The following is a 15,117-nucleotide window of genomic DNA, read 5'->3' as shown; positions in this document are numbered from 1 at the left end:
GGGTGCGCTTTCTCGCCCTTACGAGAGAGAAAACGCACCTGATTTAACGCAACACGTAACGCTTATTTGGCAGCCCAGGCGTTGAAACGCTGTTCCAGCGACTCGCCGTTGTCGGTCCAGAAGCTGACGCTCAACTGCACCTGATCCTTGATGTTCTCAGGGGTGGTTGGCATGTTTTTCTGGTTGTCGGCGCTCAGCAGGGCAACGGCCTGAGAGTTGGCCGGACCGTAGGCGATGTTCTCGGAGTAGGTCTTCTGCTGCTCAGGCTTGAGGGTGTATGCCAGGAACTTCTTGGCTTCTTCGACGTTTTTCGCGCCCTTTGGAATGGCCCAGGAGTCGAAGTCGTAAACGCCGCCGGTCCACACCACTTTCAGGTTGCTTTCTTTCTGCACGGCAGCGATACGGCCGTTGTAGGCCGAGCTCATCACGACGTCACCCGACTGCAGGAATTGCGGCGGTTGAGCACCAGCTTCCCACCACTGAATGCTTGGCTTGAGCTCGTCGAGTTTCTTGAATGCGCGGTCCTGGCCGTCTTTGCTGGCCAGCACTTTGTAGACGTCTTTTGGCGCAACGCCATCCGCCATCAGAGCGAATTCCAGGGTGTACTTGGCGCCCTTGCGCAGGCCGCGCTTGCCCGGGAATTTTTTGGTGTCCCAGAAATCGGCCCAGTTGGCCGGAGCGGTTTTCAGTTTGTCGGCGTTGTAGGCCAGCACGGTCGACCACACGAAGAAGCCCACGCCGCAGCTCTGGATGGCACCTGGCACGTAGTCTTCTTTTTTGCCGAGGATGGCAGGGTCGATCTCTTCGAACATGTCCTCGTCGCAACCACGGGAAAGCTCTGGGGATTCAACCTCTACCAAGTCGTAGGTCACGCTCTTGGTGTCGACCATCGCTTTGACTTTGGCCATTTCACCGTTGTACTCACCGGCGATGATCTTGCCGTTGCCCGCCTTTTCCCAAGGTGCGTAGAAGGCCTTCTCCTGAGCGGCCTTGTTCGAGCCACCAAAGGAAATGACCGTCAGATCGGCGGCCATGGCTTGCGCCGCGCACATCATGCCGACCGATAAGGCGGTGAGCTTCAATGTCGTAAGCATTTATTTTTCTCTCCACGAACAAATGTTGGTTAAGCGATGGGGCGATTTTTTCGCCTCTGGTGCATCGGGTGACGCATACCGCAGGTGACGCCTACACAGGGTGAATCAGTGCGCATCCTGCAAAGGGTCCAGCGCGCGAGCGTGCTCGACCTGCCATCCAAGTGGCACAACGTCACCAACGCTCAGTGCCGGGTCGAGCTCGGCAATCGGTTGTTTGACGAAGAAATCGGTTTTACCGGCAACTTCCAGACGCACACGCACGTGGTCGCCCAGGTAGATGAATTCGGCGACGCGACCTGAGAAACGGTTGACGCAACTCTCGCTGCGACCATTGAGGTTCACGCGCTCGGGGCGGATCGACAACGTCACCGGGCTGCCTGCGGGGCCGATGTTGATCGCCAGCGCCTCGACCTTCTCGCCCCGGCCCAGAGCCACCAGGCAGCGATCGCCGGTCTGACTGAGCAGGGTGCCGTTGAGGCGGTTGTTTTCGCCGATGAAGTTGGCGACAAAGGTGTTCTTCGGCTCTTCATAGAGGGTGCGCGGTGGGGCGATCTGCTGGATTTCGCCTTGATGGAAAACCGCCACGCGATCAGACATGGTCAGCGCCTCGCCCTGGTCGTGGGTCACGTAGACGACTGTCACGCCCAGACGCTGGTGCAGGTGCTTGATCTCCATCTGCATGTGTTCGCGCAGTTGCTTGTCGAGTGCGCCCAGCGGTTCGTCCATCAGCACCAACTGCGGCTCGAACACCAGCGCGCGCGCCAGGGCCACACGTTGTTGCTGGCCACCGGACATCTGCGCTGGATAACGATGAGAAAGCGCGCCGAGCTGAACCATGTCCAACGCCTTCTTCACTTTCTCGGCGACGTCGGTCTTGCTCATGCCACGCACCGACAGCGGGAACGCAAGGTTCTCGGCGACCGTCATGTGCGGGAACAGCGCGTAGTTCTGGAACACCATGCCGATGTCGCGCTTGTGCGGCGGCACGTTGTTGATCGAGCGACCGGCCAGCAGGATCTCGCCCGCGGTCGGCGTTTCGAAACCGGCGAGCATCATCAGGCTGGTAGTCTTGCCGGAACCCGAAGGCCCGAGCAGGGTGAGGAACTCGCCTTTGCGAATGTCCAGGTTGAGGTCTTTGACGATCAGGGCTTCGCCGTCGTAGCTCTTTTGCACACCACGAAAGCTGACCAGAACATCATATGCCCCAGCGCTTGAATCGACGTTGCTCATTACCCACACCTTTGTTTAATCAACCGTGGAAACAAGCCTAGATGAGGCTACAAGCCGCGCAAATCGGGGCGCAGGAGAGATTGGCCTAGGTGCGATGGAAGGTTGCGTGTAGGGATTGCCCTACACGGATGGCGTGGATAGATACGTGGCGTTGAGGGATATTTCTTTAAGGCTCGTGGGACTGATTACATCGGGGGATCGGACACTGTACCTGCGGGACCGAATTCATTCGGGATGACGGGTTTTCAGGCGCCGCATCCGTATCGTCCGAACCGTCGCCTCGCGAATGAATTCGCTCCCACAAGGTGGTTCGGTGCTGACTGGAATGTCGTTTTCAGACCAGCTTATGCTCCATCGCATACTTCACCAGCTCCGCCAGCGACGTAATGTTGAGCTTCTGCATCAGCCGGGCCTTGTGGGTGCTGATGGTCTTGCTGCTCAGCGCCAGTTGCTGGGCGATGTCGTTGACGTTGGCGCCCTGAGCCAGACGTTCGAACACCGAAAACTCGCGCTCGGACAGCAGCGAATGCAGCGGCCGGCTGTCGGTCAAACCCACTTCGAAGACCATACGGTCGGCCAGGTCGGGGTCGATGTAACGCCCGCCCGCCGCCACCCGTCGGATCGCCGTCAGCAGCAGTGCAGGGTCGCTGTCTTTGGTCGCATATCCCGCCGCACCGATCTTCAGCGCGCGGGCGGCCATCTGCGCTTCGTCGTGCATCGACAGCACGAGAATGGCCGGGGGGTTGCTCAGCGCACGGATCCTCGGGATCGCTTCCAGCCCATTCACCCCCGGCATGGAAATATCGAGCAACACGACCTCGCACTCAATGTGGCGCAAAGCCTCCAGCAGCTGTTCGCCATTACTGGCCTCCCCCGCCACCTGCAGGTCCTTGGCCAGACCGATCAACTGCTTAATGCCCTCGCGGACGATGGTGTGGTCTTCGGCGACCAATACACGAATCACTGCACTTGCTCCTGCGCGACCTGTTCCAGCGGAATGTAGATGCGCAAGGTTGTGCCTTCTCCCTGCGTGCTGTCCAGATGCAATCGTCCGCCCATGATCAGCACCCGCTCGCGCATGCCCACCAGCCCGAACGACGCCGGACGTTCCTCAAGCTGATCGAAACCCTTGCCATCGTCGGCGACAGTCATGCACAAGACGCCATTGTTGAGGCTCAGGTTCAGTTCGACAGTGTGCGCCTCGGCGTGGCGCATCACGTTGGTCAGCGATTCTTGAAGGATGCGAAACAGGCCGATGGCCGTGGCATCCGGCAACGTCGGCAGGTTGTCCGGCACCTGCACCAGACACGGAATCTGCGTGCGAGCCTCGAAGCGCCGCGCCTGCCATTCGATGGCCGAAGCGATGCCGGCGTCGAGAATGGGCGGACGCAGCGCCGTGGCCACATCGCGCACCAACTGGAAGAGCTGGGCGATCAGGCGCTTCATGCTGTTCAAGCGATCGCGCAGGCCAGGGTCGAGATCGGCGTAGGCCAGTTCGCACATCGACGTTTCCAGCTTCAGCACGGTCAGCATCTGACCCAGCTCGTCGTGAACTTCCCGGGCGATGCGCGCCTTTTCCTCTTCCCTGACGGTTTCCAGGTGGGCCGACAGCTCGCGCAATTGCTCGGCCAGCACTTGCAGCCGCGCTTCACTTTCCTGCAACGCGGCAAGGGAACGTCGACGCTCGGTGACGTCGGTGATGAACACCACCAGGTACTCGGCTTCGCGAAAACGCAGGAAACTCAGCGAGACGTCAGCAGGCAGAATGCTGCCATCGGCGCGCACGCAATTGCTTTCGAAGTTCTGCGGGGCCTCGTCGCTGGAGCGGGCGTTTTTCCACAGGTTGAGCCAGCGGTCCATATTCAGGTTGGGCTCGAAGTCGATCAGCGGGCGATCCACCACGCCACCTCGCCCGTAACCCAGCATGCTTTCGGCGGCCTGGTTGGCGTAGCGCACGTGGCTGTCCCAGTTGACCCAGAGAATGCCCACGGTGCTCTGATCGATGGAAAACTGCGCCAGGCGCAGGGCCTCTTCGCTGGCCAGACGCTTGGTGATGTCCTCGCGCGCCGCCAGCAGATCACGCTCCAGCACCTGCTGCTGTTTGCGCTGCCAGAACACGATCGCACCACTGGCCATCAGGAGCACCAGCAGCAACAGCGAGATGTTTTTCCACAGGCCGGGCAGCTCGCTGACTTGCGGGTATTTGGGCTGCAGCCATTGAGCGTGCAGCTGATCCAGATCCTTGGGGGCAATCGCGCCCAGCGCCTGGCTGATGATCTCGGCAAGCAGCGGCATGTCGCGGCGAGAGGCCACGCGCAGCAATTGCGGGAAGCCGATGTCACCCACCACCGCCAGGCCTGCGAAGTCGCTTTCGCGGGACAAACGGCTGAGCTGCGCTTCGTCGATCACCGCATAACGCGCCTGCTGGCTCAGCAACAGCTGCAACGCCTGACGCTCAAGCGGCACGCCTTGCAGATTCAGGTGGGTGTAGTTGGAACGCAGGTAATCGGCTGTGACGCTGGGCATGCGCACGGCCACCCTGACTTGGCTGTCGAGTTTTTCCAGGTCCACTGCCCCCGAGCCATCACGCTCACCCACCACCAGTTGCGGCACGCGCATGTAGGGGTCCGAGTACAGCCACATGCGCAGGCCGGCAGGTGTTTGCGTAAGGCCCGGGGCGAAGTCGATCTCGCCTGTGTTCAAAGCCTTTTCAAGTTCCGCCTGATCGGAAAAGTTGCGCCACAGCAGTTCGACCTGCAGGGTCTTGGCCATCAGATTGACCAGATCGACGTTGGCGCCGGACAGCACCTGGGCGCGGCGATCGAACTGCGCATAAGGTGCCTGCAGCACCAGACCCACCCGCAACTGGCCGCGCTGGTTGAGCCATTCGCGCTGAACGCTGCTCAGCACATCCGGCGCCACGGTCGGCACACTGGCAAAGGCCGAGGAGAACACAACACTCAACGCCACCCCCATCAAGAGCGCTTTCGGACGGCCGATAACCCAAAGGCACCGCACGGGGATCCTCAAGCTGTCATCTCCACTTCCTTGAATCCTGATCAATCATGTCTGATGCGCGGCCTTGAGGGCTGGCGCCGATACACGGCCTGACAAACCGTCATGAACCCATTAGGCTGCCGGAATTGTTTCCGGCCTTTGGAATATTCGATGTCCTACACCATTCGCGCAATGTTTCCCGCGATTTGCCTGACACTGATACTACCTTGCTCATCAATTGCGATGGCGGCCGATCCGGCCCCGGCCAAAGATGCCAAGGCTGCCGAAGCACCGGTCGAGCGCGCGGCGTTGCCATCGCGCAGTCAGGAAGATGCCCTGGCACTGGAGCGTCAGGTGCCCAAGGCTGAGCAGGAACCATTGCAGGCCGGCGACGAAAGCTTTCTGGCGTTGTGGAAACCGGCCAATACCGACGACGCCAAAGGCGCGGTCATCATCGTGCCGGGAGCCAATGAGTCGGCCGACTGGCCTGATGCCGTTGGCCCCTTGCGGCGCAAATTCCCGGACAATGGCTGGGCCAGCCTGAGCCTGAGCCTGCCCGATGTGTATAACGATGGCGTGTTCGCCCGTGCAGCAGATGCGCCCGCTACGCAAGACAAAGCCGCCGCAGACAAAGACAGAGCCAAGGCGCCAGACCCGGCCGCGACTGCTGAAGCCGAAGCCGCCGCCACCGCCGAGCAGGCCGCCGCGCAAGCTGAAATCGCCAAGGCCAATGCGGAGAAGATCTTCGCCCGCATCGACAGCGCCGTCGCCTTTGCGCAACAGAACAAGGCGCGCAGCATCGTCTTGCTCGGGCATGGCACCGGCGCCTATTGGGCTGCGCGTTACCTGAGCGAGCGGCCATCGCCTGCGGTGCAAAAGCTGGTCATGGTCACCGCCGTTGACACGGGCAAGGAAACACCGCTGCTGGTGGATGTACTGCCGACCCTGAAAGTTGCGACAGCGGATTTCGTCAACAAGGACAAAGCCGTGCCGCGTCAGCACGCGCAGGATCGTCTGGATGCGAGCAAACGCGTGAAGAACTCGCGCTTTACCCAAGTGACGCTGAGCGCGATTCCGGGCAATTCGGCGATGGAGCAGGATCAGCTGTATCGCCGGGTTCGCGGCTGGCTGGAGAGCCAGTAGCGTCTTGTGCCCTCACCGAAACCCGCGCCGCTCCCTGATCACGGCATAGGCATTGTGCAGGTCGCGGGTTTTCTCGGTGGCGTCTCGCACTTGCATCTGATTCGCGCCCGACCCAGCGATCTTGTCCGGATGATGGCGACTCAACAAACGACGATAGGCGCGCTTGATCTGCGCAGGCTCGGCATCGGCCTTGACCCCCAGCAGGCGCAACGCCTCCTGATACTCACCACTACTGCCGGCCGGCGCTCGCGCGCGCTGTTCGTCTTCGGTGGCGGACAGCGCCTGGACCTTCTCCGTCGTCCAGCCCAGCCATTTGCCCCACAGCACGATCAGCTCACGCTCGGTGCTTGACGCCTTGCCGTCGGCCCAGGCCATGCGCCAGCACGCGCGCAATAATCCCTCCGCCGCATTGGGCTGAGGTTTCAGACGCGTCAGGTGCACGCGCAGGTTGTCGCGACCATCCTTGCCGCGATTGAACGCCGCAATCGCACGACGCATCGCCGGTTCGTTCATGTCCAGGCGACGCATCTCGGCCCTGGCCTGCTGGATATGGCCATCGACCACCCGGCCACCGCTCTTGGCCAGGCGGCCGAGGAGGATGAAGATCATTTCGTCATCACGAGGCACCTTGCGTCCACTGAGCCGCTCACGCAGCTCGGCCAGGCTCTGCACATGCAGACGCCGGTCCAGCGCCTGGCCCAACAATGCACCCAGCATCGCGCCGGGTATGCTGGCAATCGCGTACCCGGCGCCACCGCCGATCAGTGTGAATGGCCAGAGCATCTAGGATTTCACCGCAAGGATCTGCTCGACTTCCGCCAACCGCTCGTGGGTACCGACATCCACCCAGCGCCCGGTGAAATGCTCACCGGTCACCAGCCCCTTAGCCATTGCCTCGCGCAGCAAAGGCGCCAGCTTGAACGCCCCGTCGCTGCACCCGGCGAACAGGTGTGGATGCAGCACGGCGATGCCGCTGTAGGTCAGGCGCGGCAAGCTGGCGTCGTCACGCACTTCACCGCCGACCAACGCGAAATCACCTGCGGGGTGATGCAGCGGGTTGTCCACCAGCACGAGGTGAGCCAAGCCTTTGATCGGCGCGCCGTTGAGTGAAGCATTTAGCGCGGTGAAATCGCAGTCGGTCCAGATGTCGCCGTTGACCACCAGAAACGGCTCGTCGCCCAACAGCGGTAGCGCACGAAAAATGCCGCCGCCGGTTTCCAGCGGTTCACCCTCAGGGGAATAGCGAATGTTCAGGCCCAGTTGCTGGCCATCGCCCAGATAGTCCTCGATCTGCTGGCCCAGCCAGGCGTGATTGATCACCACCTCGCTGAACCCAGCAGCTTTCAACGCACGCAGGTGGTACTCGATCAACGGCACCCCACCCGCGCGCACCAGTGGCTTGGGCGTGTGCAGGGTCAACGGGCGCAGGCGCTCGCCCTTGCCTGCCGCCAGAATCATCGCTTTCATGCGGCCCTCTTCAAAACAGTCTTCACATCCATTCCTTTAAACGCAGGCTTCTTGTTTTGGCTGGCCAAGGCTGGTCAGTAGATTGCTCAACTCGACCAGTTCAGGTCGGCGCGCCAGCACCGCTTCTATATAAGAGAAGAAACGCGGGACATCGGCGACGTAACGCGGCTTGCCATCACGATGACAAATTCGCGCAAAAATGCCGATTACCTTCAGATGGCGCTGTACGCCCATCAAATCGCTGGCGCGGCGAAACTCTTCAAAATCTTGCTGCACGGGAATGCCCAGGCCAGCGGCTTTGTCCCAGTAGGCCTTCAACCAGCCAGCCACCCGTTCTTCCGGCCAGCTCAGGAACGCGTCCTTGAACAGGCAGGTGATGTCGTAGGTCACCGGGCCATACACCGCATCCTGAAAATCCAGCACGCCAGGGTTCGGCTCGCTGAGCATCAGGTTGCGCGGCATGTAGTCGCGGTGCACCAACACCTTGGGCTGCGCCAGCGCGCTGTCGATCAGCAGCGCGCTGACACGCTGCCAGCTGGCCTGTTGCGACGCGTTGAACTCCACGCCCAGATGCCGTTTTACATACCACTCGGGGAACAGCTCAAGCTCACGACGCAACAACGCCACGTCGTAGCTTGGCAGCGGCGCATCCATTGGCAGTTGCTGATACGCGAGCAACGCGTCAATGGCATCGGCAAACAACTGATCGGCATTGTGCTCGTCGATCACGTCCAGATAGGTTTTTCGACCCAGATCGTTGAGCAGCAAGAAGCCCTGACTCAGGTCTTCGGCATAAATTTTCGGAACATTAATTCCCGACTTGCTCAATAAATGAGCGATATCCACGAAGGGTTTGCAGTTTTCCTGCGGGGGTGGAGCATCCATCACGATAAAAGTATGACCCTCGCCTTCCCAACGGAAATAGCGGCGGAAACTCGCGTCGCTGCTCGCCGCAGTCAACGTGGCCGGGGGTATCGCGCCCCAGCCCTGGGCTTTGAACAACGTTGGGAGCTGCTCATCGAGCCAAACTTTCAGGTGTTGCAGGCGTACATCTTGATCTGGCATTGCAAGGGTCTCCGACGGCGCTAGCCGTCAAGCGGGTCATGCTTTATTATCCGACATCTTTTTCAGCCCATCGAGAGGCGTGCGGCCCCCCCGCGGGCAGATGGCGCGCAGGAAGCCCGGACTAATAAGATGGCATTGAAATCCCCCGCGTTTCGTAAAAAATTTCCGTTGCTGGTAACCGGCAGTCTGCTGGCGATGCAACCTCTGGCCACCCAGTACGTGGTTGCAGCTGAGCAGTATGACTGCTCCGTGTCTGCAACAGGTTCCTGGGATTGCTCCCCGAAAACCAACGCAGCCCAGTTGCCTCCGCGCCCTGTGCACGACGCCAACAGCGTGTCGTCCAACAGCAGCACGGCAACATCGGAGTCGACGACCACCACCGAAAACGGTGAAGTCGTGCCCAAGACGATGCTGGTCACCGAGGCCAAGGGCCGTGGCCTGAAATCGCGCAGCGCAGACTACAGCCATCTGGACTGGGTGCCACGCGAGAAGCTGACCGCTGCCCAACTGGCAGAGACCGGCCCATACTGCTCGGGTGCCTACATCGAGCCCATTCGTCCAGGCATGGACGACAAGACCGCCAAGAGCGACGCACCGACCTTCATCGGCGCCAAGGCTTCGCGGTATCAGCAGGAAGAACAGATCGCGAGCCTGGCCGGCGACGTCGTCATGCGCCAGGGCTCCATGCAGGTCGAATCCGACGAGGCGGCTCTGCATCAGGCCGAGAACCGTGGCGAGCTGAACGGCAACGTCCGTCTGCGCGACAACGGCGCGCTGATTGTCGGTGACCACGCTGAAGTGCAACTGGACACCGGCGAGGCGAAGGTCGACAACGCCGAATACGTGCTGCACAAATCCAACGTGCGCGGTAACGCGCTGTACGCCCGCCGTGCAGAGAACGCGATCATCCGCCTGAAGGACGGTACGTACACCACGTGCGAACCGAGCAGCAACGCCTGGACGGTGAAGGGCAACAACATCACCCTCAACCCGGCCACCGGCTTCGGTACCGCGACCAACGCCACCCTGCGCGTTCACGACATCCCGGTCCTGTACACGCCGTACATTTATTTCCCGATCGACGACCGCCGCCAGTCCGGCTTCCTGCCACCGACCATCGGTGCCAGCAGCGACACCGGCTTCTCGTTGCTCACCCCCTACTACTTCAACCTGGCGCCGAACTACGACGCCACGTTGTACCCGACCTACATGGCCAAGCGTGGCCTGTTGCTCGAAGGCGAATTCCGTTACCTGACCAAAAGCAGCGAAGGTCAGTTCGGTGCCGCTTACCTGAACGACGACAACGACGATCGTAAAGAGCAGTCGGACTACAAAGACACCCGTTGGATGATCAACTGGCAGGATCGTAGCGGGCTGGATTCGCGCCTGACCTCCAAGATTGACTACACCAAGGTTAGCGATCCCTACTACTTCAAGGACTTGAAGAGCGGTCAGGAAGGCGTGAGTACTCATGACTACCTGAATCAGCAAGGTGCACTTTACTATCGTGGCGACAACTATAACGCTGCACTTAATGTGCAGCAGTATCAGTTGACGACCATCACGCAGATCACGCCATACGCCCGTCTGCCGCAACTGACTCTAAACGGCACGCTGCCCTTCCGTCCAGAAGGCCTGAAGTTCGATTACGAGACCGAACTGGTTCGGTTTGATCGCGATCTGCGCACTGGCAATTACGTAGATGAAGACGGTGGGCCGGTGGACCCAATCACTGGAATAGTCGGTGTATCTCGCCTGGACAACAACATTTCCGGGCTGGCGCGCGCCAACGGCAACCGCCTGAACCTGGCGCCTTCGATCAGCCTGCCGCTGACGGCGTCTTACGGTTATGTCACGCCGAAGTTGAAATACCAGTACACCAAGTACGACCTTGATCTGGACGGCAAAGGCAAGACCACCCTGCTGGCCGACGAGCAGTTCGACAGCGGCGTGGACCGCTCGATCCCGATCTTCAGCGTCGACAGCGGTCTGTACTTTGATCGCAATACCAATTGGTTCGGCAAAGACTATCGCCAGACCCTAGAACCGCGTCTGTACTACCTCTATGTTCCTTATAAGGATCAGACCGACATCCCGATCTTCGACTCGGGTGAGACCACCTTCAACTACAGCTCGCTGTTCCGCGACAACCGTTTCGTCGGTTCCGACCGCGTCGGTGACGAGAACAAACTGTCACTGGGCGTAACCAACCGCTGGATCGAAGACAATGGCTTCGAACGTCAACGCTTCAGCATCGGTCAGGCGTTGTACTTCAAGGATCGCAAGGTCCAGCTGCCGGGTATCGATGCAGATACTCGTAAAGACGCACAGTCCGATGTCTCGCCCTACGCGCTGGAATATGAATACCGCTTCAACCGCGACTGGCGTGCAACGTCTGACTTCAACTGGGACCCGGACAGCCGCAGCACCCGCTCAGGCAGCGCAATGGTTCACTACCAGCCTGAAGACGAGCCGGGCAAGATCATCAACGCCGGCTACCGTTACCGTAACGACCAGATCCGCTACGACCAGACGACTGGTCGCTGGACTGTGGGCGGCGGTGATGCCGTACTGCCAGACGGTTCGGTCATCAAGGACTACTACAAGATCCAGCAGCATGACTTCTCGGTCATCTGGCCGGTCGTTCCTCAGTGGAGCGCGATCGGTCGCTGGCAGTACGACTACAACCGCAACCGTACTCTCGAAGCCTTTGGTGGTTTTGAGTATGACAACTGCTGCTGGAAGCTGCGCCTGATCAACCGCTACTGGGTTGACTATGACGAGTCGACTCAAGAAGTCGCATCGAACGAGAAAGGCGACCGCGGCATCTTCCTACAAATCGTGTTGAAGGGACTTGGCGGCGTTGTTGGCCAGAAAGTTGAAAGCTTCCTCGACAAAGGCATCCAAGGTTATCGTGAACGTGAAGAGCAAGCTTTCTGATTGTCTGCGCCCGCTAATGCTGGGCGCGCTACTCATCGGTACCGTAGCGCACGCTGAAGTGCGCTCCATCGACAAGGTTGTAGCCATCGTCGACAACGACGTGGTCATGCAAAGCCAGCTCGACCAGCGGACCCGCGAAGTTCAACAGACCATCGCCAAGCGCGGGCAAGGCGTTCCGCCTGCCAGCGCGCTGGAGTCGCAGGTGCTGGATCGTCTGATCCTCGAGAACCTGCAACTTCAGATCGGCGAACGCTCCGGTATTCGCATCACCGATGAAGAACTGAACCAGGCGGTCGGTACCATCGCTCAGCGCAACAACATGAGCATCGACCAGTTCAAGGCTGCCTTGGCTCACGACGGTCTGTCGTACCAGAGCGCCCGCGAGCAGATCAAACGCGAGATGATCATCAGCCGCGTGCGTCAGCGTCGTGTGGCCGAACGCATTCAGGTCTCGGAGCAAGAAGTGAAGAACTTTCTCGCCTCGGATCTGGGCAAGGCGCAGTTCTCTGAAGAATTCCACCTGGCCAACATCCTGATTCCTACGCCGGACAGTGCAACTTCGGCGCAGATCCAGGAAGCGGCGGCCAAGGCGAAGGACGTGTACGGCAAGCTGCAACAAGGTGCGAACTTTGAACAGCTGGCGATTTCCTCCTCGGCGAGCGAAAGCGCCCTGGACGGTGGTGACATGGGCTGGCGTAAAGCCGCTCAGCTGCCTCCTCCATTCGGCGACATGCTGAACTCGATGAGTCCAGGCCAAGTGACGCCTCCAGCCCGCACCCCAGGGGGCTTCATCATCCTCAAGTTGCTGGAAAAACGCGGCGGTGAAAATCAGACTCAGATGCGCGACGAAGTCCACGTTCGTCACATCCTGATCAAGCCTAGCGAAATCCGCAGTGAAGCCGAAACCAAGATGCTGGCTCAGCGGATCTACGACCGTATCCAGAACGGCGAAGATTTCGGCGAACTGGCAAAGAGCTTCTCGGAAGATCCGGGTTCGGCACTCAACGGCGGCGACATGAACTGGGTCGATCCACGTTCGCTCGTGCCCGAGTTCCGCGACGTAATGAACGAGACGCCGCAAGGCGTGGTATCCAAGCCGTTCCAGACCCAGTTTGGCTGGCACGTGCTGGAAGTGCTGGGCCGTCGCGCCACCGACAGCACCAACCAGGCGCGCGAGCAACAAGCGATGACCGTGCTGCGTAACCGCAAGTACGACGAAGAGCTGCAAACCTGGCTGCGTCAAATCCGCGACGAAGCCTACGTTGAAATCAAGCTGCCTGGCGCTGACCAGGCTGCCAAGTGAAACCCCAGCGTTTCGCCCTGACACCCGGCGAGCCTGCCGGCATCGGTCCTGACCTTTGCCTGCTGCTCGCCGCGCAGTCCCAGCCGCATCCCCTGATTGCCATCACCAGTTGCGACCTGCTCAATGAGCGTGCTGCGCAACTGAGTGTGGCTGTCAGCCTGCTTCCTGTCACGCCAGGCGCGTGGCCAGATGCCCCCGCCCCTTCCGGCAGCCTGTACGTGTGGGACACTCCCCTGCACGCACCCGTGGTGACCGGGGAGCTGAACAAGGCCAACGGCCCGTTCGTGCTGGAAACCCTCACCCGCGCAGGAGAAGGCTGCCTGAACGGCGACTTCGCCGGGATGATCACCGCCCCCGTGAACAAGAGCGTGATCAACGAAAGCGGTATCGCTTTTTCCGGACACACCGAGTTTCTCGCCGAACTGACCCAGACCGAACAAGTGGTGATGATGCTCGCCACCGGTGATCTGCGCGTGGCACTGGTGACCACTCACCTGCCCCTGCGCGAAATCGCCGACGCCATCACCCCTGATCGACTGGAGCGCGTCACACGTATTCTCCACGCCGATCTGGTCAACAAGTTCGGGATCGCTCAACCGCGCATTCTGGTCTGCGGACTGAATCCCCACGCGGGCGAAAGCGGCCATCTGGGTCGCGAAGAAATCGACATCATCGAACCCACTCTGGAGCGTCTGCGCGGCGAAGGCATGGACCTGCGTGGCCCGCTGCCCGCCGACACTCTGTTTACCCCCAAATACCTGGAACACTGCGATGCAGTGCTGGCGATGTACCACGACCAGGGCCTGCCCGTGCTGAAGTACAAAGGTTTCGGCGCCGCCGTCAATGTCACCCTTGGCCTGCCGATCATCCGCACCTCCGTGGATCACGGCACGGCGCTGGACCTGGCTGGCAGTGGCAAGATCGACACCGGCAGCCTCAAGGTCGCGCTGCACACCGCCTATCAGATGGCCGAGACACGTAAATGACTGAGCAATACCAACACAAGGCGCGCAAGCGCTTCGGCCAGAACTTCCTGCACGATGCAGGCGTGATCGACAAGATCTTGCGCTCGATCCGCGCCAAGGCCGAGGACCGCATGCTGGAAATCGGGCCAGGCCAGGGCGCGCTGACCGAAGGTCTGCTGAGCAGCGGCGCACAACTGGACGTCGTCGAACTGGACAAGGACCTGGTGCCCATCCTGATGGGCCAGTTCAGCCACTTGCCAAACTTCAACCTGCATCAGGGTGATGCGCTGAAGTTCGATTTCAATACGCTCAACGCAGCCCCCAATACACTACGCGTGGTCGGCAACCTGCCGTACAACATCTCCACACCGCTGATCTTTCACCTGCTGCAGAACGCTCACCTGATCCGCGACATGCACTTCATGCTGCAAAAGGAAGTGGTCGAGCGTCTGGCCGCAGGCCCTGGCGGCGGTGACTGGGGGCGTCTGTCGATCATGGTTCAATACCACTGCCGCGTGGAGCACCTGTTCAACGTCGGCCCTGGCGCGTTCAACCCGCCGCCGAAAGTCGATTCGGCGATCGTTCGTCTGGTCCCGCACGACACCCTGCCGCACCCGGCCAAGGATCACCGCGTGCTGGAGCGCGTCGTTCGCGAAGCCTTCAATCAGCGCCGCAAGACCTTGCGCAACACCCTCAAGGCCCTGCTGAGCACTGAGGAAATCACCGAAGCGGGCGTCGACGGCAGCCTGCGTCCCGAGCAACTGGACCTGGCCGCGTTCGTGCGTCTGGCCGACAAACTGGCGGACAAGCCTGTCGTCGCTTAAACCTCTGGGGACATGCCGGGTCAAAGCACTCGATGGTTTTTTACCCGTTACATGTCCTAGACTCATTCTTCTCCGGGCTTTTCCGGCTT

Annotated in this window: 12 protein-coding genes; 5 read left to right on the top strand and 7 right to left on the bottom strand. The window is 60.5% G+C overall.

The features are described from left to right. Nucleotides 1-62: 62 nt before the first annotated feature. The 4 genes from AC07V9_RS26185 to AC07V9_RS26170 all read right to left on the bottom strand — a co-directional run bounded on the left by AC07V9_RS26185 (nucleotide 63) and on the right by AC07V9_RS26170 (nucleotide 5,300). Complete coding sequence (locus tag AC07V9_RS26185) at nucleotides 63-1,094, bottom strand: ABC transporter substrate-binding protein (RefSeq protein ID WP_495018530.1); 1,032 nt, start codon at nucleotides 1,092-1,094, stop codon at nucleotides 63-65. Between the two features lie 105 nt (nucleotides 1,095-1,199). Continuing rightward, nucleotides 1,200-2,324, bottom strand: coding sequence for an ABC transporter ATP-binding protein (locus AC07V9_RS26180; RefSeq protein WP_495018529.1), 1,125 nt, complete (start codon nucleotides 2,322-2,324; stop codon nucleotides 1,200-1,202). 334 nt (nucleotides 2,325-2,658) lie between these two features. Then, complete coding sequence (locus AC07V9_RS26175; protein ID WP_495018528.1) at nucleotides 2,659-3,288, bottom strand: response regulator; 630 nt, start codon at nucleotides 3,286-3,288, stop codon at nucleotides 2,659-2,661. Then, entirely contained in the window at nucleotides 3,285-5,300 is a 2,016-nt protein-coding gene (locus AC07V9_RS26170; RefSeq protein WP_495018551.1) for a PAS domain-containing sensor histidine kinase, read from the bottom strand. The genes AC07V9_RS26175 and AC07V9_RS26170 overlap by 4 nt, the downstream gene beginning before the upstream one ends. A 192-nt stretch (nucleotides 5,301-5,492) precedes the next feature. Here AC07V9_RS26170 and AC07V9_RS26165 point away from each other — a divergent pair, with 192 nt between their 5' ends. Then, on the top strand, nucleotides 5,493-6,464 hold the full coding sequence (locus tag AC07V9_RS26165) for an alpha/beta hydrolase family protein (protein WP_495018527.1): 972 nt from the start codon (nucleotides 5,493-5,495) through the stop codon (nucleotides 6,462-6,464). 12 nt (nucleotides 6,465-6,476) lie between these two features. Here the strand turns inward: AC07V9_RS26165 and AC07V9_RS26160 are convergent, their stop codons facing one another. The 3 genes from AC07V9_RS26160 to AC07V9_RS26150 are packed head-to-tail and all read right to left on the bottom strand — an operon-like array spanning nucleotide 6,477 to nucleotide 8,996. Further along, a complete protein-coding gene (locus tag AC07V9_RS26160; protein WP_495018526.1) occupies nucleotides 6,477-7,247 on the bottom strand; it encodes a DnaJ domain-containing protein in 771 nt (256 codons plus the stop codon). Next, entirely contained in the window at nucleotides 7,248-7,931 is a 684-nt protein-coding gene (murU, locus tag AC07V9_RS26155) for an N-acetylmuramate alpha-1-phosphate uridylyltransferase MurU (RefSeq protein WP_495018525.1), read from the bottom strand. A 36-nt stretch (nucleotides 7,932-7,967) separates the two neighbouring features. Further along, nucleotides 7,968-8,996 carry an aminoglycoside phosphotransferase family protein gene (locus tag AC07V9_RS26150; RefSeq protein ID WP_495018524.1) on the bottom strand — a complete coding sequence of 343 codons (1,029 nt, stop codon included), beginning with the start codon at nucleotides 8,994-8,996 and terminating at the stop codon, nucleotides 7,968-7,970. Between the two features lie 129 nt (nucleotides 8,997-9,125). Here AC07V9_RS26150 and AC07V9_RS26145 point away from each other — a divergent pair, with 129 nt between their 5' ends. The 4 genes from AC07V9_RS26145 to rsmA are packed head-to-tail and all read left to right on the top strand — an operon-like array spanning nucleotide 9,126 to nucleotide 15,028. Then, nucleotides 9,126-11,936: an LPS-assembly protein LptD gene (locus AC07V9_RS26145; protein ID WP_495018523.1), complete on the top strand. Its 2,811-nt coding sequence runs from the start codon at nucleotides 9,126-9,128 to the stop codon at nucleotides 11,934-11,936. Then, on the top strand, nucleotides 11,917-13,239 hold the full coding sequence (locus AC07V9_RS26140; RefSeq protein WP_495018522.1) for a peptidylprolyl isomerase: 1,323 nt from the start codon (nucleotides 11,917-11,919) through the stop codon (nucleotides 13,237-13,239). The genes AC07V9_RS26145 and AC07V9_RS26140 overlap by 20 nt, the downstream gene beginning before the upstream one ends. Then, on the top strand, nucleotides 13,236-14,225 hold the full coding sequence (pdxA, locus tag AC07V9_RS26135) for a 4-hydroxythreonine-4-phosphate dehydrogenase PdxA (protein WP_495018521.1): 990 nt from the start codon (nucleotides 13,236-13,238) through the stop codon (nucleotides 14,223-14,225). The genes AC07V9_RS26140 and pdxA overlap by 4 nt, the downstream gene beginning before the upstream one ends. Further along, entirely contained in the window at nucleotides 14,222-15,028 is an 807-nt protein-coding gene (gene rsmA, locus AC07V9_RS26130) for a 16S rRNA (adenine(1518)-N(6)/adenine(1519)-N(6))-dimethyltransferase RsmA (protein WP_495018520.1), read from the top strand. The genes pdxA and rsmA overlap by 4 nt, the downstream gene beginning before the upstream one ends. Nucleotides 15,029-15,117 lie beyond the last annotated feature (89 nt).

This window comes from Pseudomonas sp. GW821-FHT02A11 (assembly GCF_059421985.1).
This window is presented reverse-complemented; position numbering and strand designations above follow the sequence as displayed.

Excerpts from the sequence above, each read along its gene's own strand:
- AC07V9_RS26165 (WP_495018527.1), top strand. The coding sequence starts at position 5,493 with ATGTCCTACACCATTCGCGCAATGTTTCCCGCGATTTGCCTGACACTG.
- AC07V9_RS26185 (WP_495018530.1), bottom strand. The coding sequence starts at position 1,094 with ATGCTTACGACATTGAAGCTCACCGCCTTATCGGTCGGCATGATGTGC.
- murU (WP_495018525.1), bottom strand. The coding sequence starts at position 7,931 with ATGAAAGCGATGATTCTGGCGGCAGGCAAGGGCGAGCGCCTGCGCCCG.
- rsmA (WP_495018520.1), top strand. The coding sequence starts at position 14,222 with ATGACTGAGCAATACCAACACAAGGCGCGCAAGCGCTTCGGCCAGAAC.
- AC07V9_RS26170 (WP_495018551.1), bottom strand. The coding sequence starts at position 5,300 with ATGGGGGTGGCGTTGAGTGTTGTGTTCTCCTCGGCCTTTGCCAGTGTG.
- AC07V9_RS26145 (WP_495018523.1), top strand. The coding sequence starts at position 9,126 with ATGGCATTGAAATCCCCCGCGTTTCGTAAAAAATTTCCGTTGCTGGTA.
- AC07V9_RS26160 (WP_495018526.1), bottom strand. The coding sequence starts at position 7,247 with ATGCTCTGGCCATTCACACTGATCGGCGGTGGCGCCGGGTACGCGATT.
- AC07V9_RS26150 (WP_495018524.1), bottom strand. The coding sequence starts at position 8,996 with ATGCCAGATCAAGATGTACGCCTGCAACACCTGAAAGTTTGGCTCGAT.
- AC07V9_RS26180 (WP_495018529.1), bottom strand. The coding sequence starts at position 2,324 with ATGAGCAACGTCGATTCAAGCGCTGGGGCATATGATGTTCTGGTCAGC.